21 protein-coding genes are annotated in these 26176 nt (G+C 68.2%); 8 read left to right on the forward strand and 13 right to left on the reverse strand.

Features of this window, described 5'->3' with window-relative positions; translation table 11 throughout:
- Nucleotides 1-14: 14 nt before the first annotated feature.
- From KF892_16630 to KF892_16640, 3 genes are all read left to right on the forward strand, one after another.
- The gene (locus KF892_16630) at nt 15-1937 is read left to right on the forward strand and encodes a PrkA family serine protein kinase (GenBank protein ID MBX3626646.1); all 1923 of its coding nucleotides are present in this window, start codon (nt 15-17) and stop codon (nt 1935-1937) included.
- Nucleotides 1938-2069: 132 nt separating this feature from the next.
- On the forward strand, nt 2070-3338 hold the full coding sequence (locus KF892_16635; protein ID MBX3626647.1) for a YeaH/YhbH family protein: 1269 nt from the start codon (nt 2070-2072) through the stop codon (nt 3336-3338).
- Complete coding sequence (locus KF892_16640) at nt 3335-4936, forward strand: SpoVR family protein (GenBank protein ID MBX3626648.1); 1602 nt, start codon at nt 3335-3337, stop codon at nt 4934-4936. The genes KF892_16635 and KF892_16640 overlap by 4 nt, the downstream gene beginning before the upstream one ends.
- Before the next feature lie 23 nt (nt 4937-4959).
- On the opposite strand, the gene KF892_16645 is transcribed toward KF892_16640, so the two are convergent.
- From KF892_16645 to KF892_16660, 4 genes are all read right to left on the reverse strand, one after another.
- On the reverse strand, nt 4960-7005 hold the full coding sequence (locus KF892_16645; protein MBX3626649.1) for a hypothetical protein: 2046 nt from the start codon (nt 7003-7005) through the stop codon (nt 4960-4962).
- 144 nt (nt 7006-7149) lie between these two features.
- Entirely contained in the window at nt 7150-7797 is a 648-nt protein-coding gene (locus KF892_16650; GenBank protein ID MBX3626650.1) for a DJ-1/PfpI family protein, read from the reverse strand.
- Between the two features lie 5 nt (nt 7798-7802).
- Nucleotides 7803-8327, reverse strand: a complete 525-nt coding sequence (locus KF892_16655; GenBank protein MBX3626651.1) for a DNA starvation/stationary phase protection protein — start codon at nt 8325-8327, stop codon at nt 7803-7805.
- Between the two features lie 25 nt (nt 8328-8352).
- A complete protein-coding gene (locus KF892_16660; GenBank protein MBX3626652.1) occupies nt 8353-9273 on the reverse strand; it encodes a LysR family transcriptional regulator in 921 nt (306 codons plus the stop codon).
- 143 nt (nt 9274-9416) lie between these two features.
- Here KF892_16660 and KF892_16665 point away from each other — a divergent pair, with 143 nt between their 5' ends.
- Nucleotides 9417-9974 carry a hypothetical protein gene (locus KF892_16665; protein ID MBX3626653.1) on the forward strand — a complete coding sequence of 186 codons (558 nt, stop codon included), beginning with the start codon at nt 9417-9419 and terminating at the stop codon, nt 9972-9974.
- 17 nt (nt 9975-9991) lie between these two features.
- Here KF892_16665 and KF892_16670 read toward each other — a convergent pair whose 3' ends face one another.
- Nucleotides 9992-11230, reverse strand: a complete 1239-nt coding sequence (locus tag KF892_16670; protein MBX3626654.1) for a YIP1 family protein — start codon at nt 11228-11230, stop codon at nt 9992-9994.
- 106 nt (nt 11231-11336) lie between these two features.
- Nucleotides 11337-13391, reverse strand: coding sequence for an ATP-dependent DNA helicase RecG (recG, locus tag KF892_16675; protein ID MBX3626655.1), 2055 nt, complete (start codon nt 13389-13391; stop codon nt 11337-11339).
- An 18-nt stretch (nt 13392-13409) separates the two neighbouring features.
- On the opposite strand from recG, the gene queA reads away from it, so the two are divergent.
- The 3 genes from queA to KF892_16690 all read left to right on the forward strand — a co-directional run bounded on the left by queA (nt 13410) and on the right by KF892_16690 (nt 18197).
- Complete coding sequence (queA, locus tag KF892_16680; protein ID MBX3626656.1) at nt 13410-14465, forward strand: tRNA preQ1(34) S-adenosylmethionine ribosyltransferase-isomerase QueA; 1056 nt, start codon at nt 13410-13412, stop codon at nt 14463-14465.
- Nucleotides 14466-14603: 138 nt separating this feature from the next.
- On the forward strand, nt 14604-15800 hold the full coding sequence (locus KF892_16685; protein MBX3626657.1) for a hypothetical protein: 1197 nt from the start codon (nt 14604-14606) through the stop codon (nt 15798-15800).
- Nucleotides 15801-15845: 45 nt separating this feature from the next.
- On the forward strand, nt 15846-18197 hold the full coding sequence (locus KF892_16690) for a response regulator (protein ID MBX3626658.1): 2352 nt from the start codon (nt 15846-15848) through the stop codon (nt 18195-18197).
- A gap of 6 nt (nt 18198-18203) precedes the next feature.
- Here the strand turns inward: KF892_16690 and KF892_16695 are convergent, their stop codons facing one another.
- On the reverse strand, nt 18204-18827 hold the full coding sequence (locus tag KF892_16695) for a response regulator transcription factor (protein ID MBX3626659.1): 624 nt from the start codon (nt 18825-18827) through the stop codon (nt 18204-18206).
- Between the two features lie 121 nt (nt 18828-18948).
- Here KF892_16695 and tgt point away from each other — a divergent pair, with 121 nt between their 5' ends.
- On the forward strand, nt 18949-20082 hold the full coding sequence (gene tgt, locus KF892_16700) for a tRNA guanosine(34) transglycosylase Tgt (GenBank protein MBX3626660.1): 1134 nt from the start codon (nt 18949-18951) through the stop codon (nt 20080-20082).
- Here the strand turns inward: tgt and KF892_16705 are convergent.
- The 6 genes from KF892_16705 to KF892_16730 all read right to left on the reverse strand — a co-directional run bounded on the left by KF892_16705 (nt 20079) and on the right by KF892_16730 (nt 26167).
- Nucleotides 20079-20741 carry a DUF799 domain-containing protein gene (locus KF892_16705; protein MBX3626661.1) on the reverse strand — a complete coding sequence of 221 codons (663 nt, stop codon included), beginning with the start codon at nt 20739-20741 and terminating at the stop codon, nt 20079-20081. The two genes, tgt and KF892_16705, sit on opposite strands and share 4 nt — an antisense overlap.
- An 11-nt stretch (nt 20742-20752) precedes the next feature.
- A complete protein-coding gene (locus tag KF892_16710) occupies nt 20753-21085 on the reverse strand; it encodes a DUF4810 domain-containing protein (GenBank protein MBX3626662.1) in 333 nt (110 codons plus the stop codon).
- Nucleotides 21086-21138: 53 nt separating this feature from the next.
- The gene (locus KF892_16715) at nt 21139-21816 is read right to left on the reverse strand and encodes a CsgG/HfaB family protein (protein MBX3626663.1); all 678 of its coding nucleotides are present in this window, start codon (nt 21814-21816) and stop codon (nt 21139-21141) included.
- Between the two features lie 155 nt (nt 21817-21971).
- The gene (locus KF892_16720; protein MBX3626664.1) at nt 21972-22781 is read right to left on the reverse strand and encodes a crotonase/enoyl-CoA hydratase family protein; all 810 of its coding nucleotides are present in this window, start codon (nt 22779-22781) and stop codon (nt 21972-21974) included.
- Between the two features lie 79 nt (nt 22782-22860).
- Entirely contained in the window at nt 22861-24204 is a 1344-nt protein-coding gene (gene argG, locus KF892_16725; GenBank protein MBX3626665.1) for an argininosuccinate synthase, read from the reverse strand.
- Between the two features lie 37 nt (nt 24205-24241).
- Nucleotides 24242-26167, reverse strand: a complete 1926-nt coding sequence (locus tag KF892_16730; protein MBX3626666.1) for an MFS transporter — start codon at nt 26165-26167, stop codon at nt 24242-24244.
- Nucleotides 26168-26176: the final 9 nt, after the last annotated feature.

The following is a 26176-nucleotide window of genomic DNA, read 5'->3' on the forward strand; positions in this document are numbered from 1 at the left end:
ACCAGGAGGTCAGCATGGATGTGATCAGCCATTTCGCCGCGCGATACGAGCGCACGCGTGAAGAGGAACTCTCGCTCGAGGAGTACCTCAACGAGTGCAAGCGCAACCCCGTTGCGTATGCCACCGCTGCCGAGCGCATGCTCCAGGCCATCGGTGAGCCCCAGACCGTCGACACGCGAAACGACCCGCGGCTGTCGCGTCTGTTCGCCAACAAGGTCATCAAGATCTACCCGGCCTTCGCCGAGTTCTACGGCATGGAAGACGCGATCGAGCAGGTCGTGTCGTACTTCCGGCATGCCGCGCAAGGGCTGGAAGAAAAGAAGCAGATCCTCTATCTGCTGGGCCCGGTGGGCGGCGGCAAGTCGTCGATCGCCGAGCGCCTGAAGTCGCTGATGCAGGAAGTGCCCTTCTACGCGATCAAGGGCTCGCCGGTGAACGAGTCGCCGCTCGGCCTCTTCGACCTCACGGAAGACGGCCCGATCCTCGAGAAGGAATACGGCATCCCGCGTCGCTACCTCAACCGCATCCTGTCGCCCTGGGCCGTGAAGCGGCTCGAGGAATACGGCGGCGACGTGCGCAAGTTCAAGGTCGTGAAGCGCTACCCCTCGGTGCTCAAGCAGGTCGGCATCGCCAAGACCGAGCCGGGCGACGAGAACAACCAGGACATCTCCTCGCTCGTCGGCAAGGTCGACATCCGCAAGCTCGAGACCTACGCGCAAGACGACCCCGATGCCTACAGCTACTCCGGCGGCCTGTGCCTCGCCAACCAGGGCCTCTTGGAGTTCGTCGAAATGTTCAAGGCACCGATCAAGGTGCTGCACCCCTTGTTGACCGCCACTCAGGAAGGCAATTACAAGGGCACCGAAGGTTTCGGCGCGATCCCGTTCGATGGCGTGGTGCTGGCGCACTCGAACGAGAGCGAATGGAAGACCTTCCGCAACAACAAGAACAACGAGGCCTTCCTCGACCGCATCTACATCGTGAAGGTGCCCTACTGCCTGCGCGTAAGCGAGGAGGTGAAGATCTACGAGAAGCTCTTGCGCGGCTCGTCGCTCTCGCAGGCCACTTGCGCACCGGGCACGCTCAAGATGATGAGCCAGTTCGCGATCCTCACGCGCTTGAAGGAGCCTGAGAACTCGTCGCTCTATTCCAAGATGCTGGTGTACGACGGCGAGAACCTGAAAGACACCGACCCGCGCGCGAAGAGCTTCCAGGAGTACCGCGACTACGCCGGGGTCGATGAAGGCATGAGCGGCATCTCGACGCGCTTCGCGTTCAAGATTCTCTCCAAGGTCTTCAACTTCGACTCCACTGAAGTGGCGGCCAACCCGGTGCACCTGATGTACGTGCTCGAGCAGCAGATCGAGCGAGAGCAGTTCCCGGCCGAGACGGAGCAGAAGTACCTCGCGTTCATCAAGGAACACTTGGCGGTCAAGTACGCCGAGTTCATCGGCAAGGAGATCCAGACGGCCTACCTCGAGAGCTACAGCGAGTACGGCCAGAACATCTTCGACCGCTACGTCACCTATGCCGACTACTGGATCCAGGACCACGAGTACCGCGACACCGACACCGGCGAAGTCTTCGACCGGGCCTCGCTGAACGCGGAGCTCGAGAAGATCGAGAAGCCGGCCGGCATCAGCAATCCGAAGGACTTCCGCAACGAGATCGTCAACTTCGTGCTGCGTGCCCGCGCCAACAACGCCGGCAACAACCCGCTGTGGACGAGCTACGAGAAGCTGCGCACGGTGATCGAGAAGAAGATGTTCTCGAACACCGAGGAGCTGCTGCCCGTCATCAGCTTCAACGCCAAGGCCAGCGCCGACGAAGCCAAGAAGCACGAGGACTTCGTCACCCGCATGGTCGCCAAGGGCTACACGCCGAAGCAGGTGCGCCTGCTCTGCGAGTGGTACCTGCGCGTGCGAAAGAGTTCTTGATGACGAACGCCGAGCCGAGGCACCACTCCGTTCGGGCTGAGCCTGTCGAAGCCAGCGTGCGCCTCGGAGCGGGCACTTCGACAAGCTCAGTGCGAACGGGAATTTGAGTCCGAGGCAATGGGAAAGGCCAGCATGCTCCAGCAGATCATCGATCGGCGGTTGGCGGGGAAAAACAAGTCCATCGGCAACCGCGAGCGTTTCCTGCGCCGCCACAAGGACCAGATCCGCGAGGCGGTGAAGCGTGCGGTCGATGGGCGCGGCATCCGCGATCTCGCGCAAGGGGAAGACATCCACATCCCCAAGCGCGACATCGCCGAGCCGGTGTTCGGCCACGGCCAGGGTGGCAAGCGCGAGATGGTGCACCCGGGCAACAAGGACTACGTGCGCGGCGACCGCATCGAGCGGCCGAAAGGCGGCGGGGGTGGCGGCGGGGGTGGGCAGGCCAGCGATTCCGGCGAGGGGGATGACGACTTCGTCTTCCACCTCAGCAAGGAAGAGTTCATGCAGGTCTTCTTTGACGACCTGGCTCTGCCCAACCTCACGCGCACCGTGCTCGCCGAGACGCCCGAGTACAAGACCCACCGCGCCGGCTACAGCAGCGACGGCACGCCCAACAACCTGCACGTGGTGCGCAGCATGCGCGGCGCCATCGGCCGGCGCATCGCACTTGGCAACGAGTCGCGGCGCGAGCTGCGCGAGCTGGAGGCCGAGCTCGACGAACTGAAGGACAAGCCCGGCTTCGATGCCAGGGTGGCCGAGCTGACCGAGCGCATCGCGGCCCTCGAGGCCCGCCTCGCCCGCATTCCCTACCTCGACCCGATCGACCTGCGCTACCGCAGCCGCGTGCGCACGCCGGTGCCCACCAGCAAGGCGGTGATGTTCTGCTTGATGGACGTCTCGGGCTCGATGGACGAGGCGCGCAAGGATCTGGCCAAGCGCTTCTTCATCCTGCTGTACCTCTTCCTCACGCGCCACTACGAGAAGATCGACATCGTCTTCATCCGCCACCACACGCAGGCGCAGGAGGTCGACGAACACAACTTCTTCCACTCCACCGAAACCGGCGGCACCGTGGTGTCGAGCGCGCTCGTGCTGATGGAAGAAATCGCCAAGGCGCGCTACCCCACCAGCGAGTGGAACATCTACGGCGCGCAGGCCAGCGACGGCGACAACTGGCACCACGACAGCGGCCGCTGCCGCGAGATCCTGGCCAACAACATCCTGCCGCTGTGCCGCTACTTCGCCTATGTGCAAGTGGCCGAGGAAGAGCAGAACCTGTGGGACGAGTACGCGGCCCTGGCGCAAGACGCCAAGGACTTCGCGATCCGCAAGGTGACCGAAGCCTCGCAGATCTACCCCGTGTTCCGTCAGTTGTTCAAGAAGGAGGGGGCCGCGACATGAACAGTCCCATCGATGCCCCGTGGGGCGACGAGCGCCGCAAGGAGCAATGGAGCGTGTCGCCGCGCCGCCGTGCGAGCGACCTGGTCGCGCCCAAGCGCACGCACGAGCCGCTGCCATCGCCTTCCGACTGGTCGTTCGAGCTGATCGAGCGCTACCACGAGGTCATCAAGGCCACGGCCGAGCGCTACGGCCTCGACACGTATCCGAACCAGCTCGAGATCATCACCGCCGAGCAGATGATGGACGCGTATGCCTCGGTGGGCATGCCGGTGAACTACCGCCACTGGAGCTACGGCAAGGAGTTCATCTCCACCGAGAAGAACTACAAGCGCGGCCACATGGGCCTGGCGTATGAGATCGTCATCAACAGCAACCCTTGCATCAGCTACCTGATGGAAGAGAACACGATGGCCATGCAGGCCCTCGTGATCGCACACGCGGCCTACGGCCACAACAGCTTCTTCAAGGGCAACTACCTCTTCCGCATGTGGACCGATGCGGCGTCGATCATCGACTACCTCGTCTACGCGAAGAACTACGTGGCCGAATGCGAAGAGCGCCACGGCCTCGACGCGGTGGAAGAGCTGCTCGACAGCTGCCACGCGCTGATGAACCACGGCGTCGACCGCTACCGCCGCCCGAGCCGCAAGTCGCTCGCGCAGGAACTGGCCGACCGCAAGGACCGCGAGGCCTACGCGCAGCAGCAGGTCAACGAGATGTGGCGCACGCTGCCCAAGAAGGCCGAGAAGGCCGCCGAAGAAACGACGGCCCGTCGCTTCCCCGAAGAGCCGCAGGAGAACCTGCTGTACTTCATCGAGAAAAATGCGCCGCTGCTCGAGCCCTGGCAGCGCGAGATCGTGCGCATCGTGCGCAAGGTCGCGCAGTATTTCTACCCGCAGCGCCAGACGCAGGTGATGAACGAAGGCTGGGCCACCTTCTGGCACCACAAGTTGCTCAACACCATGTACGACGACGGCTACTTGAGCGACGGCATGATGATCGAGTGGCTGAAGTCGCACACCAACGTCGTCTACCAGCCCAAGGTGACCGACCGCCACTACAGCGGCATCAATCCCTATGCGCTGGGCTTCGCGATGTACACCGACATCAAGCGCATCTGCGAGAACCCGACCGAGGAAGACCGCCACTGGTTCCCCGACATCGCGGGCAAGGACTGGCTGGAAACGCTCGACCACGCGATGCGCAACTTCAAGGACGAGAGCTTCGTCGGCCAGTACCTCTCGCCCAACCTGATGCGCGAGTTCCGCTTCTTCGCGATCAACGACGACGAGAAGGAAGAAGAGCTCGAGGTCTCGGCCATCCACGACGAGAGTGGTTACCGCCGGGTGCGCGAAGCGCTGTCGCACCAGTACGACCTGGGTGCGCGTGAGCCCAACATCCAGGTGTGGAACGTGAACCTCCGGGGCGACCGTTCGCTCACGCTGCGCCATGCGCAGCACAACGACCGGCCGCTGCACGAAGGCGCCAACGAAGTGCTCAAGCATGTGGCGCGCCTGTGGGGCTTCGGCGTGCACCTGGAGAGCGTGAACGGCGCGGGCGAAGTGCAGCGCCGCTGGTCGGTGACGCCGCCGCAGTAAGCGGCGACCTCACCGCCGCCGCCTCAGTGCGTGCGGAACGACCCGGAGGTCGTGCGCCGCGCGGGTTCCAGCGTCACCTCACGCGTCACCGGCTGCGGGCTGGGCCCGATGGCGATCGAGGGCAGGCCCAGTGCCTTGCGCATCTCGGCCAATGACTTCTCCTGCTGCTCGCTGATCGACGCGCGCTGCGCATCGAGCTTGAGCGACTCCGCCAGCGTCAGCGTGCGTGTTCTCGCCAGGCGCTCCGCGAGGAAGCTCTGCCATGCCGTGGCCTGCGGCACGAGCTGCTCCAGCAGCGCGTCCTGCCGCTTGAAGGCGGGCTCGCGCAGGTCGGTGGGCAGTGTCGTGAAGCGGTGCGTGCAGGGGCAGGTGATCGCGTTCAGCTGGTCGACGAGGAAGTTCTTGCGGTCGGGCAGGAACACATCGCGCAAAGCCGGCGAGAGCGCGTGGCCCTGGTTGCTGGCGAAGGCCGGGGTCGACAGCTCGGTCAGCGCCTGGGGCATGGTTTCCACGTGCACGAAGTTGCCGAGCGAGTTGGGCCAGTTGGTGACGGTGGTGCCGGTCGGCGTGAGGGCGGGCCCGATGCTGTTGGCCGTGAGCAGGCCGAACGCCGACGGCTGGTGGCAGCCCGCGCAGCTCTGCGTGGTGGCGCGCTTCAGCAGCTGGGTGGCCGTGAGGCCGTGCACGGCAGCGCCGCTTTGCAAGCCGGTGCGAAAGGTGTTGACCGGCCCGACCGCGGCGTTGAACTGCGTCAGGTACTGGTCATGCCACACATCGAACGGTGGCTGCGACGAGGGCGTGCCGAAGGGCGGCGCGACCGGTGCCTGCGAGAAGCTTTGCGGTGCGTTGTGCTGGGGTGACACCGAGTAGCCGATGCGCATCAGCGTCGCGTCGCCGAGCAGGGCTGTCTGCGCGAGGGCGCTGTTCTGGAAGGCCAGGGCGGGCCCGTTCAGGGGGTGGGCCGGCGCGTTCGCGATGTCCTCGTTCCACAGCGTGCCCCAGGGGTTGACCTTGACCGGGATCGGCACGATCTCGAACTTGCACGGCGTGCTGCTGCAGTTGAGCACGGTCTTGAATTCCTTGAGCATCCAGCGCGAGGTCGTCGCGAACTGGTTGGTGCGGATCTGCCCGCTGCCCGAGGCACCGTAGGCGCCGGTCGCGCCCTTGCTGCTGTAGTGGTCCACATGCACCACCGGCCGGAAGCCCGGCAGCCCGGTGTAGAAGAACTCCTCGAGCTTGGTGGCGCGGTCGCTGGCCGACGTCATCGCCGAGAGCGACTTCCACATCTGCATCACCGGCTTGCAGCCGCTGCGGCAGCCCGGCGTGGGGTTGGGCAACACCCCTTCGAAGATGATCAGGTTGCGTGCGCCCGGCAGGGCCAGGATCTCGCCGTAGACGATGCGGTACTCGCCGCAGTTGCGCCAGCCTTCGTGCGCGAGGTCGAGGCGGTTGACGAGCGCGAGCGGCACATAGCCGCTGAAGCGGTCGAAGGAGCCGCTCATGCGGGTGTTGATCGACGCATCGGTGCCCACGGCTTCGTTGCCTTCCTCGCCCGCGTTGCGCGGCCGGCAGGCGTGCGGCAGGCCGTTGAGCGTGCCGCCCGCATCGCTGCAGCGCGGGCCGGTGGTGATGGCCTGCGCGGCGGGGTTCTGCGTGTCCCAGAACTGCCGGAAGATCGACGCGCCGGTGGTGCCCGGCACCTGTGCGACCACCTGCGAGGCCAGTTGGTCCATCGTGCGCTTGAGCGAGAAGTCGCGCGCGGTGAGCGTCGACAGGTCGTGGACCATCAGCGAGCGGTGCGGGTCGATGTCGGCCGGCGAGGTGGGCGGCGAGGGCAGGCACACCTTGGCGCTGAAGTCGCGGTCGAGCAGGTCGAGCTTGTCGACGATGTGGAAGCGCAGGATGTTGTCGCGCTGCACCGGCGTGAGCTTCGGATCGCTCGCGCTCACGCCGATGAGCTCGGTGGGCAGGGGCGTGAAGGTCTGCGGTTGTTTGATCACCTGGGCTTGCGCCACGGTGAAGGTCATGACCGACAGCAGGCCGGTCAACGAACGGGTGAAGATGGTCATGGAGTCTCCCTGTGGCTGGTTCACCGGGCACCACCTCGCGGCGGGGCTCGGAGAAACCAGTCTAGGAAGTTCCTAACCGGCAGGACTCACGTGAACTAGGGGGATCACGCGGTTCTAGGGGGAACGCGTGTTCTAGGGGGGGCGCTAGGCGCTGTCGGGCCGCAGCGGCTCGGGGACGAAGGGCTGCACCACGCCCAGCAGCTTCTGCACGTAGGCCTCTTTTTCGCCGACCGGTGCCACGTAGTGCAGCGCCTGTTCGGTGGCTTGCTGCCCCGCGCGCAGCAGCATCACCCAGGTGGCGAGGTACTGCGAGGCCATGCAGCCGCCGGCGGTGGCGACCGGGCCACGGGCGTGGAAGGGCTCGTCGACCACCCGCACGCCCGCCTGCACCACCCAGGGCTTGGTGGTGTTGTCGGTGCAGGCCGGCATGTTGCCGATGAGTCCGAGCCGCGCGAGGAGCAGCGTGCCCGAGCACTGCGCACCGATCAGCTGGCGCAGCGGGTCGAGCGTGAGGCGGTCCATCAGCGCGGCGTTTTCGGCGATGGCGCGGGTGTAGATGCCGCTGCCGAAGAGCACCACCTCGGCTTCGTTGGCAAATTCCAGCGGCTGCTGCACGTCGACGGTCACCCCGTTCATCGAGGTGAGCTTCAAGCCGGGGCCGGTGATCTCGGCGGTGAAGCCTTGGGGCCGCAGCCGGTTGAGCAGGCCGAGCGCGATGAACGAGTCGAGTTCGTTGAAGCCATCGAAGGTGACGATGGCCACCCGGGTGGTCACGGGTATCGGCGCGGCCATGCGGGTCACTCTTCCAGCAGGCTGCGCAGCATCCACGCGGTCTGCTCGTGCACCGTGAGGCGCTGGGTCAGCAGGTCGGCGGTGGGCTCGTCGCCGGCCTTGTCGGCCAGCGGGAAGATGCTGCGCGCAGTGCGCGCCACGGCCTCGTGGCCGGTGACGAGGATGCGCACCATGTCCATCGCCTTGGGCGGCGTGGCTGGCGCGTCCTTGATGGAGGCGAGCGCGCCGAACTGGCCATAGGAGCCCGGTGCCGCAAAGCCCAGCGAGCGGATGCGCTCGGCCACCGGGTCGACCGCATTCCACAGCTCGGTGTACTGCAGCATGAACATCTGGTGCAGCGTGTTGAACATCGGCCCCGTCACGTTCCAGTGGAAGTTGTGGGTGGTGAGGTAGAGCGTGTAGGTGTCGGCCAGCAGCTTCGAGAGGCCGTCGGCGATGGCCTTGCGGTCTTTCTCGCTGATGCCGATGTTGATCTGCGGGGCACTCGTCGCACTCTTGGCGGGGGTGGGGGTCTTGGTCTTCTTGGCCATGGTCGTGGGGGGGTGGGCGGAGGGGTCAGGACACACGCTGCACGCCTTCCAGCGGGCAGGCATAGATGGCATTGCGCAGCGCGGCGATGGCTTCGTAGCGGGTGAAGGTGCGCCGCCACGCGAGCACCACGCGGCGCGTGGGCACCGGCTCGCTGAAGGGCACGTAATGCACGTGCGGCTGCGGGTCTTTCGGCACGCTCAGCTGCGGCACCACCGTCACGCCCATGCCCGAGGCCACCATGTACTTGATGGTCTCGAGCGACGAGCCTTCGAAGCTCTTGCGGATGCCTTCGGCGTTGCTGGAGAAGCGCGCGTATTCGGGGCAGACCTCGAGCACGTGGTCGCGGAAGCAGTGGCCGGTGCCGAGCAGCAGCATCGTCTCCTTCTTCAGCTCTTCGGCGGCGATCTGCTGGCGCTTGGCGAGCGGGTGCGAGACGGGCACCGCCACCATGAACGGCTCGTCGTAGAGCGGCGCCACCGCGAGGCCGGTGTCGGGGAAGGGCTCGGCGATGATCGCGCAGTCGAGTTCGCCGGTGCGCAGCATGTCGAGCAGCTTCACCGTGAAGTTCTCCTGCAGCATGAGCGGCATCTGCGGCACCCGCTCGATGGCGGCCTTCACCAGGTCGGGCAGGAGATACGGGCCGATGGTGTAGATCACGCCGAGGCGCAGCGGGCCCGAGACCGGGTCTTTCCCACGCTTGGCGATTTCCTTGATGGCCGCGGCCTGCTCGATGACCGACTGCGCCTGGCGCACGATCTCTTCGCCCAAGGGGGTGACGCTCACCTCGTTGGCGCCGCGCTCGAAGAGCTTCACGTCGAGCTCTTCCTCCAGCTTCTTGATCGCCACGCTGAGGGTGGGCTGCGAGACGAAGCAAGCCTCGGCCGCACGGCCGAAGTGCTTTTCTCTGGCGACGGCCACGATGTAGCGAAGCTCGGTGAGGGTCATGGTTGCGCAGGATAGCGGAGCGGATGTGCCGCGTCATGCGCCCCTTGGCATCGCCTTGCGATACCGCATCACTTCCCGCTTGAGGGGCGAGGGCGCTTCGCGGATTCTCCCGCCGCGGCATGTGCCGCGCCTCGAAAACCCATATGAGTCAACCGCGCTTTCTCGCTTCCACCGCCGTGGCCGCCCTGGCGGCGCTCGCCACCGTCACCCTGTCGGCCTGCTACGTGGTGCCGATCGACCCGCGCACCGGCCAGCCCTACCCGGCGCCTCGCGATCCCTCGCAGCCCGCGAGCGTGGCGATCATCACCCCACCCGCGTCACCGGCACCGCCCCAGCCCACGGTCCTGAGCGCGCGGCTCTACCCCCTCAACCCGCAGGCCAACAAGGGCGGCATGCTCACCGCCGTGGTGATGGACAACAACACCGGCCGTGGCACCTTCACCCTGAGCTACCAGGGCGATGCGCTGCAGGGCGAGGCCTCGCGGGTGGAGGCCGGCTACGCCGCCTTCGGCCGGGTGCACAACGAGGTGCTGGGCGCCAACCCGCAGCGCAGCTTCAGCGGTCGCCGCGGCATCGCCAACGCCTACGGCGCCAAGGGCGTCAACGTGCAGTGCGAATACCTGATCACCGGCCCCACGATGGGCACCGGCGCCTGCCTGTTCTCCGATGGCGCGAAGTACCAGATGCACTTCGGCGGCTGAACGGCCGCTGGGCCGCCTCAGGACTTGGCCGGCCGCTTCATCGATTCGAGCCGCGCCAGGTCCAGCCCGTCGACGATGGCCTTGAGCGCGGCCGGCTCCACCTTGCGGCCGTCGGCCTCGACCACCACGCCGTTGGCCAGCAGCACCGTCACCTCGCCGTGGCTGCCGTCCTTGCGGTGCTTCTCGCGCACGGTGCGCTCGCCCTGCTTGTAGACGCGCTCGATGGCGGTGTCGGTCTCCTTGTCGAGCGTGGTGCCGGCCCAGCCGGCCAGCGCGGCGACGCCGGCCATGCCGCCGAGGTCGGTGATGCTCAGCTGCACGCGCTGAGTGCCGTCGGTGTAGCGTGCCTTGGCGGACGATCCGGCCACGCCCATCACCTGGTTGCTCTGGGCTTCGATCGAGTCGCGGCGCAGCGCGCCCAGGCTCTCGGGCAGGAGCGCCTTCAGGTCCTGCGGCGGCAGGGCCTCGCCCGAGGCGCCGGCCATCGCCCCCACCATCTCCGACATCGCCTTGCCGGCCGCCGCGCTGTCGCCCGACGTTTGCGCCGCTTCCATGCGCTTGCCTGCTTCTTCCATGCGTTTGGCCATCTCGTCGAGCTTGCTCGTGTCGAGCGTCACCTCGCCCTTGGGCGTGGTGATGGTCACGTCACGCTCGCCGTGCATGCCGCCGCCCATGCGGCCGAAGCCGTGCGAGGGCGTGACGGCCGCCGAGATGGCGCCGATCACGAGGCCCGCGACGATGCCGCACACCACCACCACCGCGGTGTAGCCGGCGGCCTTCTCGGGCGGGCACTTCATCAGCACCGGCAGGCCGGTGTAGACGAGGTAGATCGAATAGAGCGCCGCCAGCAGCCCCAGCACCGAGAGCGACGGGATCAGCCCGAAGATGCCGCCCACGAAGCCGGCGGTCGCGCCGTAGGCCACGAGCTTGAGCGCGTTGATCTGGTTCTTGCTGCCACCGAAGGTGGGGGCGAGCGCGTCGACGATCAGCGCGACCACGAACACCATCACCAGCGAGAGCGCGTAGCTCACCACCATGTTCGTGAGGCCCCAGAGGAAGGGCACGCGGATGTGCATGCCGAAGCCGCCCACGCCGATGAGCGTCATGCCGATGAAGCCCGCCACCGCGGGGATGGCGGCGAGGATCAGCACGTAGCGGGTGTAGAGCGAGGCCACGTCGGCCGGCTCCTGCTCGATGGCCGGCCAGGTGGTGGTGGGGCGCAGCAGGATGTCCTGCACACGTTGGATGAGGTTCATGGGTCACTCCGAAAGGGCGCCATCCAGACGCGGCGCGAGCGGAAATCTAGTCCCCGTGCGGGGTCTTGCCTAAGGACCAACGTCACATCGGCCCCGAGGCGCCTCTCTAGGCTTTCAGGTACTCGGCCTTGCTGCCCAGCCAGCGCGCCACATGCTGGCGGGCGCGCTGCGGCTCGCTCGCGAGCCAGCGCTCGGCGGCGGCGCGAGCCGGGGGCACGAGGTGCGCGTCTTCGTTGAGGTCGGCGAAGCGCAGCAGCGGCGCGCCCGACTGGCGAGCGCCGAGGAATTCGCCCGGCCCGCGGATCTCGAGGTCGCGGCGGGCGATCTCGAAGCCGTCTTGTGTCTCGGCCATCGCCTTCAGGCGTGACTTGCCGGTGTCGGACAAGGGCGAGGTGTAGAGCAGCACGCACACGCTCGCCACCGAGCCGCGGCCCACACGCCCGCGCAGCTGGTGCAGCTGCGAGAGGCCGAAGCGCTCGGCGTGCTCGATCACCATCAGGCTGGCATTGGGCACGTCGACGCCCACTTCGATCACGGTCGTGCTGACCAGCACCTGCATCGTGCCGGCTTTGAACTGGTCCATCACCGCGGCCTTGTCGGCGGCGGGCATGCGGCCGTGCAGCAGGCCCACGCTGTGGCCGGCGAGCGCGGCGCTCAGCTGCTCGTGCGTCGCGGTGGCGTTCTGCAGGTCGAGCTTCTCGCTCTCTTCGATCAGCGGGCACACCCAGTAGACCTGCTTGCCGAGCGCGGCCTCGGCGGCGATGGTGGCGATCACGCTGTCGCGCTTGGCATCGCTGAACACCTTGGTGACGATGGGTGTGCGGCCGGGCGGCAGCTCGTCGATCGTGCTGATGTCGAGGTCGGCGAAGAGCGTCATCGCGAGCGTGCGCGGGATGGGCGTGGCGCTCATCATCAAGAGGTGCGGCTCGAGCGACTGCGCCTGCAGCTTCTCCCGCAGCGCAAGCCGCTGTGCGACGCCGAAGCGGTGCTGCTCGTCGATGATCGCGAGCCCGAGCTTGGCGAACTGCACTTCGTCCTGGATGACGGCGTGCGTGCCCACCACCAGCAGCGCCTCGCCGGAGGCCACGCGCGCCAGCATCTCCTTGCGGGCTTTGCCCTTGCGGCTGCCGGTGAGCCAGGCGGTCTGGATGCCCAGCGGCTCCAGCCACTGCACCAGTTTGCGGAAGTGCTGCTCGGCCAGGATCTCGGTGGGCGCCATCAGCGCGCACTGCCAGCCGCTGTGCATGGCGATGGCGGCGGCAAGCGCGGCCACGACGGTCTTGCCCGCCCCCACGTCGCCTTGCAGCAGGCGGTGCATCGGGATCTCGCGCTGCAGGTCCTGCGCAATCTCCTCGACCACGCGGTGCTGCGCCTTGGTCAGCGCGAAGGGCAGGGCGGCGAGCAGTTGTTCCTGCAGGCCGCCGCGCGCCACCGCGAAGCGTGGCGCGCGTTGCAAGGCGCGCTCGTGCTTCGCTTCGAGCTGCGAGATCTGCTGCGCCAGCAGCTCCTCGAACTTGAGCCGCTGCCACGCGGGGTGGGTCTTGTCTTCGAGCGTGGCGAGGCTCACATCGGGCGCTGGGTGGTGCAGGAAGTGCAGCGCGTCTTTCAGCGCCCAGCTGCCGGGCGGCAACATGGCCGGTGGCACCAGCTCCGAGAGGTCGGCGCGTTTCAGGCCCGAGGCCACCGCCTTGCGCAGGTAGGCCTGGGGCAGCGAGGCGCTGGTCGGGTAGACGGGTGTGAGTGCGGTGGCGAGCGGCGTGTCGTCGTCCACGCCCTTGAAGCCGGGGTGCACCATCTCCAGCCCGAAGAAGCCGCCGCGCGCTTCACCGCGCACGCGCACCCGGTTGCCGGCGGCGAGGGTCTTCTGGTGGTTGGGATAGAAGTGCAGGAAGCGCAGGAAGAGCTCGTCCGTGCCATCGCTCAGCTTCACCACCAGCTGCCGCCGCGGGCGGAACTGCACCTGGCATTCGGTGACGATGCCTTCCACCTGCGCCGTCATGCCGTCGCGCAGCTCGGCGATGGCGGTGAGCTTGGTCTCGTCTTCGTAACGCAGCGGCAGGTGCAGTGCGAGGTCGATGTCGCGCACCAGGCCCAGCTTCTCCATCGCCCGCTGAGGCGCCGATTTCTCCTGGCGTGCGGGCGTGGTGGTGGCGGGGGGCATGGGACAATTTTGCGGCATATGTCTTCCGTCTCTTCTTCCCTGCGCCTCGCCGATTTCGACTTCGAGCTGCCGCCCGAGCTGATCGCGCAGCACCCCGCGCCCGAGCGCAGCGCCTCGCGCCTGCTCGATGGCACGCACACGCCGCCCGTCGACCGCATCTTTCGCGAGCTGCCCACGCTGCTGAAGGCGGGTGACCTGCTGGTGTTCAACGACACCCGTGTCATCAAGGCCCGCCTGCTCGGCGCCAAGGCCACGGGCGGGGCGGTCGAAGCGCTGGTGGAGCGGGTGCTGCCGAACCATGAAGTGCTCGTCCACCTGCGTGCGAGCAAGTCGCCGAAGGCGGGGGCGGTCGTGCGCTTCACGAGCGGCGATGGCACGAGCCACTTCGAGGCCGAGATGCTCGGCCGCGGCGGGCCGGAGGATTCGCTCTTCCACCTGCGCTTTCCCTCCGAGCCCTTCGCGCTGATCGAGCGCCACGGCCATGTGCCGCTGCCGCCCTACATCACGCATGCCGACGACGCCGAAGACGAGCGCCGCTACCAGACGGTGTTTGCCGCCAAGCCCGGCGCGGCGGCGGCGCCCACTGCGGCGCTGCATTTCGACGAAGGTGTGCTCGCCGCCTTGCGCGAGCGGGGCGTGGGCAGCGCGAGCGTCACGCTGCACGTGGGCGCGGGCACCTTCCAGCCGGTGCGTGTCGACAACATCGCCGAGCACAAGATGCACAGCGAGTGGTTCGAGGTGCCGCAGGCGACGGTCGACGCCATCGTCGCAACGCACGCGGCCGGCGGCCGTGTCGTCTCGGTCGGCACCACCACGCTGCGTGCGCTCGAATCGGCCGCGCGCGGCGGCACGCTCGTGGCCGGCAGCCGCGACACCGACATCTTCATCACCCCGGGCTTCACCTTCCGCGTGGTCGACGTGCTCGTCACCAACTTCCACCTGCCCAAGAGCACGCTCTTGATGCTCGTCAGCGCCTTCGCCGGGCACGAGCACGTGATGGCGCTCTACCGCCACGCGGTGGCGCAGCGCTACCGCTTCTTCAGCTACGGCGACGCGATGCTGCTCGCGCGCTGAGCACTGCATCACGCTTGCGTGCGCGGCGTGGTGCCGCTTCGGCCGTTTGGTCGATGGGTGCGGCGAAGGGCTCTCTCCAGAATGAATTGCAGCAGGCGCGCAGGTGCCGCCCGCATTCACGCTGAGGATGAAGCCGAGATGAACACAACAACCCCTGCGGTGCGCCGCCGCGTCGTGGCGCTGATGGCGCTGGTGCCCCTGGTGCTGGCCGGTTGCGGGGGCTCGTCGGGCGGCGGTGGTGGCTCGGGTGGCGCGGGCACACCGCCACCGCCACCTCCGGCACCTGTCTCGCAGATCAAGGCCATCCACACCAGCCCCAACGCGGCCCACGTGGTCGTGGTGAAGACCGACAACACCGTGTGGAGCTGGGGCCTGAACGACATCGGCCAACTCGGCCCGCAGGCCACCGGCTACAGCATCGTCTTCACGCCGATGCAGGTGAGCGCGCTCGGCACCGACTTCGACCGTGTCGCCGTGGGCTACAAGACGAGCTTCGCCTACGGCCCGGGCGTGTACGCCTACGGCTGGGGCGACAACACCTCCGGCGTGCTGGGCGACAACTCCACCACCGCCCGCACCACGCCCACCCAGGTGGCGGTGACGGGCGGCTTCACCTCGCTCGCCTCGGGCAGCTTCACGGTGGCGGTGCGCTCCGATGGCTCGCTGTGGCACTGGGGCTCGCGCATCAACGCCGCCGCGCCGTACTACCGGCCGCAGAACGTGGGCAGCGGCTTCAGCAAGGTCGCGATGGGCTACGCCCATGCGCTCGCGCTCGGCCAAGACGGCAGCGTGTGGACCTGGGGCTGGCAGAACACGGCCGGCCAGCTCGGCCGCACCGTGCAGAGCACCCCCTCCGGCAGCGACGCGCAGACACCGGTGCAGGTGATGACCGGCGTGGCGCAGATCGCCGCCGGCTTCCAGTCGAGCTACGCCCTCAAGACCGACGGCACGCTGTGGGCCTGGGGCAGCAACGACAAGGGCCAGCTCGGCGACGGCACCACCACTTCGCGCGCGGCGCCGGTGCAGATCCCCGGGCTCTACACCCACATCTCGGCCGGCGACAACCACGTGGCCGCGACCAAGGCCAACGGCACGCTCTGGACCTGGGGCTACAACAACTTCGGCCAGCTGGCCGACGGCACGACCAACGATTCATGGTCGCCCCATCAGGTGAGCAGCGCCGCCTGGACGATGGTGGCCGCGGGGGCGGGCATCACGCTCGTCGCCAACGCAGCGGGCGAGATCTACGGCGTGGGCTACAACTACTGGGGCAGCCTCGGCACCGGCTACCAGCAGTACGCGCCCACCACGACCTTCACCAAATCGGTGTTCTGATCCTTCGACCCGCCCGGCGGCACGCGCCCGATACTGCGTGCCGCCATGCGCCTTTCGCCCTTGCCTGCCGACCTCACTTCCGCCTCCCGCCTGCGCCGCGCGCTGCTGCCCCTCACCTGCCTCGGGCTGCTGCTGCTCTCGCTGTGGTGGGCCGATGCGCTGACGCATGACGTGAAGCGCTGGCCCGGCCAGCGGCTCGACGTGGCCGAGTCGCTCGTGTCGGCGAGCGAGCGCCCGCCGGCCCAGGCGAGCGGCTGGCAGGCCACCCGCCTGCCCGACAACTGGAAAGAGACCCGCCCTGAAGGCCCACCCGCCGTCTGGTACCGCGTGCCCTTCAGCGCGGCGGGCGTCAACGACCCCGCGGTGCTCATCCCGCGCCTGGCCACCAGCGGCCAGGTGTGGCTCAACGGCTCGCGTCTGTGGGACGGCCGCAGCACCCGAGCGCAAGACACCTTCAGCTGGAACGCCCCGCTGCTGCTCGTGCTGCCGAGCGGCCTGCTGCGCGCCGAGGGCAACCTGCTCGAGATCCAGGTGCAGGGCCTGCCGCGCTACCGCGCCGGCCTGTCGCATGTGCAGCTCGCGCCGCAGCAGGCGCTGGTGCCGATCTACACCTGGCGCAACCTGTGGCAGAAGGACGGGGCGCTGATCTCGAGCGTGGTGTCGCTGGTGGGCGGCCTGCTGATGCTGCTGCTGTGGGTGCGCACACGGCGCGACCCGATGTACCTCTGGTTCGCGCTCGCGACCCTTGCCTGGGCGGCGCGCAACAGCAACCTCTACCTCAACGAGCTGCCGGTGCCGATCGACGTCTGGGCCACGCTCGTGCGTGCCGGCCATGCGTGGTTCGCGGCCTTCTTCGGGCTCTTCGTGCTGCGCTTCACCGGCACCGCCTGGCGCGGCTTCAAGGTGGCGCTGGTGGTCTATGCGCTGGCCAACAGCCTGCCCTCGGCCGGCTTCGTGGAGCCCATGCTGCGCTGGCTCGCGCTGCCCGGCTTCGCGCTCTACTTCCCGCTGCTGTGGCTCTTGCTGCGCAAGGGCTGGCGCGACGGCAGCACCGAGTCGGCGCTGATGGCGGCCACCGCGCTCACCTTCCTCGCCCTCTCGGCGCGCGACGGCCTGCTGCTCGGCAGCCGCCTGCCCTACGAGGCCTACTACCTGTCGCACTACAGCGGCGTGCTGCTGCTGGTGTCGGCGGCCTGGAGCCTCGTCGCGCGCCTCGTGACCACGCAGCAGAGCCTGTCGCGCCTCAACGCCGAGCTCGAGCAGCGGGTGGCCGACCGCACCGCGGCGCTGCAGGCGGCCAACGCGGCGAAGACCCGCTTCCTTGCCGCCGCGAGCCACGACCTGCGCCAGCCGGTGGTGGCCATCGGCCTGCTCATCGGCCTCGTGCGCGAGCAGGTGCAGGCGCTCGACGTGCGCCGACTGATCGACCGCGCCCACGACGCGGTGATGGCGATGGAGAAGCTGCTGCAAGGCCTGCTCGACCTCTCGCGCCTCGACTCCGGCGTGGTGAAGCCACGCTTCGAAGGCGTGGGCCTGCAAGGCGTGTTCGACGCCATCGCCGCCACCGAGGCCGCCACCGCGCAGGCCAAGGGGCTGCGCTTGCGCGTGCACCCCACGAGCCTGAGCGTGCGGGCCGACCCGCTGCTGCTCGACCAGCTGCTGCGCAACCTCGTGGCCAACGCGCTGCGCTACACCGACCGCGGCGGCGTGCTGATCGCCGCGCGCCGCCGGGCCGGCCAGGTGTGCGTGCAGGTGTGGGACACCGGCCGCGGCATCGCGCGCGAGCGCCAGGCCGAGGTGTTCGAGGAATTCGTGCAGCTCGACAACCCCGGCCGCGACCGCTCGCTCGGCCTGGGCCTGGGTCTCGCCATCGTCGCCCGCTGCGCGCACCTGCTCGGCAGCCGCATCGAGCTGCGCTCCGAGCCGGGCCGCGGCTCGTGCTTCAGCCTGCGCCTGCCGGCGGCGCCCGCGCTGCCGACCACGCCGCTGAAACCCGGGGCGGTGCGCCCGCTTGCCCGCCAGCGGGTGCTGCTGGTCGACGATGACGAGACCGTGCGCGTCGCGCTCGCCTCGCGCCTGGAAGCCTGGGGCGCCGAGGTCACCGCGCTCGACGGCCTGCCCGCCGTGCAGCAGTGGCTGGCCGACCGGCCCTTCGTGCCCGACCTGCTGCTCACCGACCACCGCCTGCCGGTGGGCAACGGCCTGCAGGTCATCGACGCGGTGCGCGCCGCCTGCGGGCCGGTGCCGGCGCTGATGGTCACCGGCAACACCGCGCCCGAAGACATCGCCACCTTCAGCGCGAGCGGCATTCCGGTGCTGCACAAGCCCTTCCCGGCCGAGCAGCTGCTGGCCGCGATCGGGCGCATCGCCGGGCTCGGCGTGTTCGAGACGGGCTGAGCAGCCTCAGCTCAGGCGCAGGCCCAGGCGCGCCGCGGCCACCACGGCCTGCGTGCGCGAGTTCGCGTCGAGCTTGCGGAAGATCGCGCCGAGGTGCGTCTTCACCGTCGACTCCGAGAGGTCGAGCTCGCGGCAGATCACCTTGTTCGATTTGCCGTGAATCAGGAGCTTGAGCACGTCGAGCTGGCGCGGCGAAAGGCCGAGCACCGTCTCGGCCGGGGCCGCTTCGCTGCGCAGGCCCAGCACGCGCGGCGGCAGGTAGACGCCACCGGCCAGCACCGTCTCCAGCGCCGCGCGCATCGCGCCCGGCTGCGAGGTCTTGGGGATGAATCCGGCCGCGCCTTCGTCGATGGCACCGAGCACCGTCTCGGGCGTCTCGTCGGCCGAGAGCACCACCACCGTCACCTCGGGTGCCGCGTCGCGCAGGCGGCGCAGGCTCAGCGTGCCGCTGCTGTCGGGCAGGCCCAGGTCGAGCAGGGCGAGGCGGATGTCGGGCTCGCCGTGCAGTCGTTCGATCGCCTGCCCGATGCTGTCGGCTTGGCGGATGTCGAGTTGGGGGAAGGCGCTGGCCATCAGGAGCGCGAGGCCTTCGCGGAAGAGCGGGTGGTCGTCGATGAGAAGCGTCTTCATGGGGACTGCAAGGGAACCGGTCGATTCTGCCCGCCGCCTCGGCCCACACGCGCAGCGCGAGCGTGATGTCTTGCGCAGGTCGGCGCGGGCTCTGGCATGGGCGCGGCGACAATCGCGGCCTATGTTGCAGTTCGACCTCCTCAAGACCGAGGGCCTCGCCCGCCGTGGCCGCCTCACCCTCAACCACGGCGTCGTGGAGACGCCGGTGTTCATGCCCGTGGGCACCTACGGCACGGTGAAGGGCGTGATGCCCTCGTCGCTCGAAGAGATGGGCGCGCAGATCATCCTCGGTAACACCTTCCACCTGTGGCTGCGGCCGGGGCTCGACATCCTGAAGCAGTTCGGCGGCCTGCATCGCTTCGAGGCGTGGACGAAACCCATCCTCACCGACAGCGGTGGCTTCCAGGTGTGGAGCCTGGGCGAGATGCGCAAGATCAGCGAGGAAGGCGTGAAGTTCGCGTCACCCGTCAACGGCGACAAGCTTTTCCTCACGCCCGAGACCAGCATGCAGATCCAGACGGTGCTCAACAGCGACATCGTCATGCAGTTCGACGAGTGCACACCTTACGAGACCAAGGGCCACATCACCACCGAGCGCGAGGCGAGGTTGTCGATGGAGCTGAGCCTGCGCTGGGCGAGCCGCTGCCTCACGGAATTCCAGAAGCTGCAGAACCCGAACGCGCTCTTCGGCATCGTGCAGGGCGGCATGTTTGAGCACCTGCGCGAGGAGTCGCTGAACGCGCTCGTCGAACTCGACCTGCCCGGCTACGCCATCGGCGGCGTGAGCGTGGGCGAGCCCAAGGACGACATGCTGCGCATCATGGCGCACACGCCGCACCGCCTGCCCGCGCACAAGCCACGCTACCTGATGGGCGTGGGCACGCCGGAAGACCTGGTGGAGGGCGTGGCGAGCGGCGTCGACATGTTCGACTGCGTGATGCCCACCCGCAACGCGCGCAACGGCCACCTCTTCACCCGCTTCGGCGACCTGCGCCTGCGCAACGCCCGCTACAAGACCGACGAGCGCCCGGTCGACGAGACCTGCTCCTGCCACTGTTGCCAGAACTTCAGTCGCGCCTATTTGCACCACCTCGACCGCTGCGGCGAGATGCTGGGGCCCATGCTCACCAGCATCCACAACCTGCACTACTACGTGAACCTGATGCGCGAGGTGCGGCTGGCGCTCGACGAAGGGCGCTTCGAGAGCTTCCGCGCGGCGTTCAAGGCCGACCGCCTGCGCGGCGTCTCGACCTAGCGTGGCGGCACGGGCTGGCCCGCGACGGGCGAGCGCGGCCCGGGCAGGACGCCGTTGTACCGCGGCGCCCCCAGCAGGCGGGCGTTGGCGATGGCGGCGTACTTGTACGACTCGTCGGACGCCGTGCTCACGATCTGCCGCACCAGGGCCATGACCAGCATCCCGGCGAGCCCACCCTGGCTTTGTGCTTGCTGCTCGGCCGACGAGGCCGTGGCGGCGCCCTTCCAGAGCAGCTCGCCGGTGCGCAGGTCGACGATCCGGCCTTCCACGGTCACACGCGACTCGCTGGCCACCACGGCGTAGCTGGTGCCGTATTGCCGCACGCGCAGGTACACCGCCGCGTCGGCGCCAAACACCTCGCGCAGCTTCTGGATGGGAATTTCCTGGATCTCGTTCGCCACCGTGACGCCGTTCTGACGGAAGGTCTCGTCCACCAGCGTGACCGGCAGCACGTAGTAGCCGGCCTCGGCGAGCGGCCGGGTCGCATGCGCCCAGACGCTGGGCGTGGCGTTCACTTCGGGCGAATCGTTGACCGGCGGCAGCACCAGCAGGGTGGCGGGCCGGGCCTTCTGGAACGCGCTGTAGTCGTAAGGGGGCGGCTTGGTGGCGCACCCGCCCAGCAGCGCCGTGGCGAGCACGCCCGCGAGCGCAAGGGTCATCAGGCGCGGCGTCATGTCTGCTTCTCCTTCGGGGCAGGCGCCTCGAGGCGCTTGAGCAGTTGATCGATGTAGGGCGTCGATTCCGGAAACGCGGCTTTCTCCGCCTGCCAGAGGTCACGGGCCTTGCCCGCATCACCGGCCGCCAAGGCCAGCATGCCCCAGTGCGCGCGGAACCCGGGCGGAAGCGCAACGCCCCGCGCGCGGGCCTTTTCGGCGTGGGCCTCCAGGTCGGCGATCTGCCCTTCCGGCGGAACGCCGTGGCGCAGCAGCGTCTCGTACTGCTGGCGCGGGAACGATTCCCACAGGTAGAGCGGGCCCGGTCCGCGCTTGGCGCACCCGGCCATCAGGAGGGCTGCAACGAAGGTGACCGCAAGCCGCCGTTGCCGCTTGGCTGCGCTCACCGGCGCGGCTCCTGCCCCCACTGGCCGGCGTCTTTGCCAGCGACGAGGTTGTTGACCGCTTCGCGCATCGCCAGGTCGAGCACCTTGCCGTTGAGCGTGGAGTCGTAGCTGGCCGTGCCGCCGAAGCCGAGCACCTCGCGGTTGGAGAGTTCGTATTCGCCGGCCCCGCGTGCCGAGAAGACGACTTCCGAGGTAAGGCTGTTGACGACGTTGAGCGTGATCTTCGCGTAGGCCACCTGCGACTTGCCGCGCCCCAGCACGCCGAAGAACTGCCGGTCGCCGACCTCCTTGCGTCCGAATTCGGAGATGTCGCCGGTGATCACGTAGGACGCGCCCTTGAGCGTCTGCGCCGAGCCGAGGATCTTGGCTTCCTGGCCGGTTTCTGAGAGGTTGTCGCGGTCGAGCACCGAGAAGCGCTGCGACTGCTGGAGGTGGGCGATCAGGGTCGTCTTCGCCTGGCTGCCCAGCCGGTCGACCCCGTCGGAGAAGACGCCGCGCTGGAAGCTGGAACGGTTGTCGAACTTCCCGATCGAGACCGGCACCCGGGCGCCGGCATAGGGCGCGGCGGCGGCCTGCACCTTCTCGACTTGAACGGTGCGCGAACTTTCGGTGGCACAGGCGGCAAGCGCAAGCGCGGCCAGCGCGACCGCGGCCTTCAGTGGACGACGTGACATGGCGGTTTCTCCCTCAACTGCGTTCGACGAGCGCGCCGCCGAGCGGGGCGCGGGTTCCTGCCCGGGCGCCTTGCGTCGGCGCCTGCGGGCCCCGGAATTTATCGCTGAACCGTGACTTGCCACGCCCCTCGTTGGTGGGGGCGGTGGCGCAGACGTCAGCGAAACACCGGCGCGCGCTTCTCCAGCCCGGCGAGCGCCGCTTCGCGCTGGTTGGGGCTGCCGATCAGCGCCTTCTGTTCCATCGACTCGGCCATCAGCACGGCACCGGCCTGCACCGGCGAGGCGCCGTTGAGCAGGCGCTTGCTGGCGCGTACCGAGTCAGGGCTCTGCGCGGCGATCTGCGCTGCGAGCGCGCGGGCGTCGGCCAGCGGGTCCTGGCTGACGCGGGTGGCGAGGCCGATCTGCTGCGCTTCGACGCCCGAGACGATGCGGCCGGTGTAGGTGAGTTCACGCACGACGTCGGCGCGCATCAGCTCGGTCATGAGCACGATGCCGGCCATGTCGGGCACCAGGCCCCATTTCACTTCCATCACCGCGAGCTTGGCCTCGGGGTGCACGAGGCGGATGTCGGCGCCGAGCGCGATCTGCAGGCCGCCGCCGAAGGCCACGCCGTGCACGGCGGCGATCACCGGCACGGGAAGCGTGCGCCAGCCCCAGGCCACGTATTGCGCATCGTTGGCGAGGCCGCGGCTGCGGGTCAAGAGGTCCATGCCGAGCGTGCCGCTGGTCTGGCCCTGGCCCATCTGCGCGAAGCGGCCCATGTCGAGGCCGGCGCAGAAGGCCTTGCCCTCGCCGTGGACCACGACGACCCGCACGCGCGCATCGGCCTTGAGCTGCTCGATGCCGTCGTTGATCGCGCGGAACATGGCCGCGTCGATGGCGTTCATCTTGTCGGCGCGGGTCAGCGCCACTTCGGCCACGCCGCGCTCGTCGACGCTGATGCGAACCCGTTCTTCATTGCTCATGGTCGTCTCCTCGGTTGAGCTGCGATTCTTGTGCAAACGGCCCCAGAGGGGCCGTCGCAAGGGTGTCAGCGGAAGGGGTTCAGGCCTTCGGCTTGTCGCCCGTCAAGAGCGGCAGGCTGCCCTCGCTCTGGTCGCCCAGGAGGCCGGTGGCGCTGTAGATGCCGAGCTTCTGGCGCGTGTCGGCGATGTCGAGGTTGCGCATGGTGAGCTGGCCGATGCGGTCGACCGGCTGGAAGGCGCCTTCCACCTTCTCCATCGACAGGCGCTCGGGCGCGTAGGTGAGGTTGGGGCTCACCGTGTTCATGATCGAGTAGTCGTTGCCGCGGCGCAGCTCCAGCGTCACCTCGCCGGTGATGGCCTTGGCGATCCAGCGCTGGGCGCTCTCGCGCAGCATCATGGCCTGCGAGTCGAACCAGCGGCCCTGGTACAGCAGGCGGCCGAGCTTGCGGCCGTTGGTGCGGTACTGCTCGATGGTGTCTTCGTTGTGGATGCCGGTGACGAGGCGCTCGTAGGCGATGTGCAGTAGCGCCATGCCCGGGGCTTCGTAGATGCCGCGGCTCTTGGCTTCGATGATGCGGTTCTCGATCTGGTCGCTCATGCCCAGGCCGTGTCGGCCCCCGACCTTGTTGGCTTCTTCGAAGAGCGCGACCGCGCTGCCGAAGCGCACGCCGTTGATCGAGACGGGGCGGCCTTCCTCGAAGGCGACCGACACACGCTCCGCCTTGACCACGACATCGTCTTTCCAGAAGGCCACGCCCATGATCGGGTTGACGATGTGCAGGCCTTTGTCGAGGAACTCCAAGTCCTTCGCCTCGTGCGTGGCGCCCAGCATGTTGGAGTCGGTCGAGTAGGCCTTCTCCACGCTCATCTTGTAGTCGAAGCCGTTGGCGATGAGGAACTCGCTCATCTCTTTGCGGCCACCGAGCTCGTCGATGAAGGTCTGGTCGAGCCAGGGCTTGTAGATGCGCAGCGCCGGGTTGGCCAAGAGGCCGTAGCGGTAGAAGCGCTCGATGTCGTTGCCCTTGTAGGTGCTGCCGTCGCCCCAGATGTGGACGTTGTCTTCCTTCATCGCCACCACGAGCGCGGTGCCGGTCACGGCGCGGCCGAGCGGCGTGGTGTTGAAGTAGGTCGCGCCGCCGGTGCTGATGTGGAAGGCGCCGGCCTGGATGGCGGCGATGCCTTCGGCCACGAGCTGGGCGCGGCAGTCGACCAGGCGGGCGATGTCGGCGCCGTAGGCCTTGGCCTTGCGCGGGATGTCTTCGTAGTCGCTTTCGTCGGGCTGGCCGAGGTTGGCGGTGTAGGCGCAGGGCGTGGCGCCCTTCTTGCGCATCCAGTGCACGGCGGCGCTGGTGTCGAGGCCGCCCGAGAAGGCGATGCCGACACGTTCGCCGGCGGGGAGTTTCTGGAGGATGGTGGCGGCCACGGGGTACTCGCTGTTGGGCTGGAGGAAGCCCGCGATTTTAGGCGGGGCGGGGTACGCCGGTGGGCACGCCAGGAAGAGGCTCGGCCAGGAGGGCCGCGACACGTTCCTTCAGCAGCGCCGGCGACACCTCGGCGGCCGGCACCGCGGGGCCCGCCAGCAGGCCCACCCGGCTGCAGAGGCCGCGGCGGAAGGGCTGGCTCATCGCGTTGCCGCCGATGCGCGAGAAGAAGGAGCCCCAGAGGTTCTGCAGCGCCATCGGCACCACCGGCACCGGGTTCGTCTCGAGGATCTTCATGATGCCGCCCTTGAACTCGGCGAGCCGGCCGTCCTTGGTGATGGCGCCCTCGGGGAAGATGCAGAGCAGGTCGCCCTCGGCCAGCACCTGGCGGGCGCGCACGAAGGCTCGCTCGTAGGTGGCGGGGTTTTCCTTCTGCGACGCGATCGGGATCGCCTTCGCTAATCTGAACATCCAGCCCAGCACCGGGATCTGGAAGATGCGGTGGTCCATGATGAAGACGATGGGGCGGGGGCTCGCGGCCATCAGCAGCACCGCGTCGACGAAGCTCACGTGGTTGCACACCAGGATGGCGGCGCCCTCGGTCGGAATGTGCTCGTCGCCCTTCACGCGGAAGCGGTAAGCCAGGCGCGTGGCGAGGAAGGCCACGAAGCGCAGCAGGTACTCGGGCACCAGCATGAAGATGTAGAACGCGACCACCGCATTGAGCAGGCCGACGATCAGGAACACCTGCGGGATGGTGAACTTGAGCGCCAGCAGCACACCCACCATCACCGAGCTCACGATCATGAAGAGCGCGTTCAGGATGTTGTTGGCAGCAATGATTCGGGCGCGGTGCGTGGGTTTCGAGCGCAGCTGGATCAGCGCATACATCGGCACGCTGTAGATGCCGGCGAAGAGCGAGAGCAGCAGCAGGTCGGCCATCACGCGCCAATGGGCGGGCTGAGCGATAAAGGCGGCCACCGTCTGCGGCGCCGAAGGTGGCAGGCCGCGCGAGGCGAAATACAGGTCGATCGCGAACACGCTCATGCCGATGGCGCCCAGCGGCACGAGGCCGATCTCCACATGCCGGCGCGACAGCATCTCGCACATCAGCGAGCCGATGCCGATGCCGATGGAAAACACCACGAGCAGCATCGAGGCCACGTGCTCGTCGCCATGCAGCACCTCCTTCGCGACGGAGGGGAACTGCGCCAGGAACACCGCGCCGAAGAACCACATCCACGAGATGCCGAGCAGCGAGCGGAACACGGCCACGTTCTCGTGCGCGAGCTTCAGGTTGCGCCAGGTCTCGGTGAACGGGTTCCAGTTGATCCTGAGCGTCGGGTCGGTGGCGGGGGTCGGCGGCACCGCCTGCGCCAGCACACGGCCCAGCACGGCGAGGCCGACGCAGGCCCAGGCGATGTAGGTCGGCCCGACTTGCGGGATGGCGACGAGCAGCCCGCCCACCACGTTGCCGATCAGGATGGCCACGAAGGTGCCCATCTCGACCATGCCGTTGCCACCGGTCAGCTCACGCTCGTTGAGGTGCTGCGGCAGGTAGGCGAACTTCACCGGCCCGAAGAGCGTGGAGTGCAGGCCCATCAGGAACACGCAGGCCAGGAGCACCGGCACGTTGGCCGTCATGAAGCCCCAGGCCGCGATCGCCATCACCACGATCTCGAACCACTTCACGAAGCGGATCATGGCCGTCTTGTCGTGCTTGTCGGTGAGCTGGCCGCTCGTGGCCGAGAAGAGCAGGAAGGGCAGGATGAAGAGCGCCCCGATCACGAGACCGGCCAGCGACGCCGGCAGCCAACTCACCTGGATCTGGTAGGTCACCATCACCGTGAGCGCGAACTTGAAGAGGTTGTCGTTCCCGGCGCCGAGGAACTGCGTCCAGAAGAAAGGCGCGAAGCGGCGCTGCTGGAGCAGCGCGAACTGGTTGGGGTGGTCGTGGCTGCTCAAGGAGGTCCC

This window comes from Rhizobacter sp., assembly GCA_019635355.1.
Classification (GTDB): Bacteria; Pseudomonadota; Gammaproteobacteria; order Burkholderiales; family Burkholderiaceae_C; genus Rhizobacter.

Excerpts from the sequence above, each read along its gene's own strand:
- KF892_16630 (MBX3626646.1), top strand. The coding sequence starts at position 15 with ATGGATGTGATCAGCCATTTCGCCGCGCGATACGAGCGCACGCGTGAA.
- KF892_16635 (MBX3626647.1), top strand. The coding sequence starts at position 2,070 with ATGCTCCAGCAGATCATCGATCGGCGGTTGGCGGGGAAAAACAAGTCC.
- KF892_16640 (MBX3626648.1), top strand. The coding sequence starts at position 3,335 with ATGAACAGTCCCATCGATGCCCCGTGGGGCGACGAGCGCCGCAAGGAG.
- KF892_16645 (MBX3626649.1), bottom strand. The coding sequence starts at position 7,005 with ATGACCATCTTCACCCGTTCGTTGACCGGCCTGCTGTCGGTCATGACC.
- KF892_16650 (MBX3626650.1), bottom strand. The coding sequence starts at position 7,797 with ATGGCCGCGCCGATACCCGTGACCACCCGGGTGGCCATCGTCACCTTC.
- KF892_16655 (MBX3626651.1), bottom strand. The coding sequence starts at position 8,327 with ATGGCCAAGAAGACCAAGACCCCCACCCCCGCCAAGAGTGCGACGAGT.
- KF892_16660 (MBX3626652.1), bottom strand. The coding sequence starts at position 9,273 with ATGACCCTCACCGAGCTTCGCTACATCGTGGCCGTCGCCAGAGAAAAG.
- KF892_16665 (MBX3626653.1), top strand. The coding sequence starts at position 9,417 with ATGAGTCAACCGCGCTTTCTCGCTTCCACCGCCGTGGCCGCCCTGGCG.
- KF892_16670 (MBX3626654.1), bottom strand. The coding sequence starts at position 11,230 with ATGAACCTCATCCAACGTGTGCAGGACATCCTGCTGCGCCCCACCACC.
- recG (MBX3626655.1), bottom strand. The coding sequence starts at position 13,391 with ATGCCCCCCGCCACCACCACGCCCGCACGCCAGGAGAAATCGGCGCCT.
- queA (MBX3626656.1), top strand. The coding sequence starts at position 13,410 with ATGTCTTCCGTCTCTTCTTCCCTGCGCCTCGCCGATTTCGACTTCGAG.
- KF892_16685 (MBX3626657.1), top strand. The coding sequence starts at position 14,604 with ATGAACACAACAACCCCTGCGGTGCGCCGCCGCGTCGTGGCGCTGATG.
- KF892_16690 (MBX3626658.1), top strand. The coding sequence starts at position 15,846 with ATGCGCCTTTCGCCCTTGCCTGCCGACCTCACTTCCGCCTCCCGCCTG.
- KF892_16695 (MBX3626659.1), bottom strand. The coding sequence starts at position 18,827 with ATGAAGACGCTTCTCATCGACGACCACCCGCTCTTCCGCGAAGGCCTC.
- tgt (MBX3626660.1), top strand. The coding sequence starts at position 18,949 with ATGTTGCAGTTCGACCTCCTCAAGACCGAGGGCCTCGCCCGCCGTGGC.
- KF892_16705 (MBX3626661.1), bottom strand. The coding sequence starts at position 20,741 with ATGACCCTTGCGCTCGCGGGCGTGCTCGCCACGGCGCTGCTGGGCGGG.
- KF892_16710 (MBX3626662.1), bottom strand. The coding sequence starts at position 21,085 with ATGGCCGGGTGCGCCAAGCGCGGACCGGGCCCGCTCTACCTGTGGGAA.
- KF892_16715 (MBX3626663.1), bottom strand. The coding sequence starts at position 21,816 with ATGTCACGTCGTCCACTGAAGGCCGCGGTCGCGCTGGCCGCGCTTGCG.
- KF892_16720 (MBX3626664.1), bottom strand. The coding sequence starts at position 22,781 with ATGAGCAATGAAGAACGGGTTCGCATCAGCGTCGACGAGCGCGGCGTG.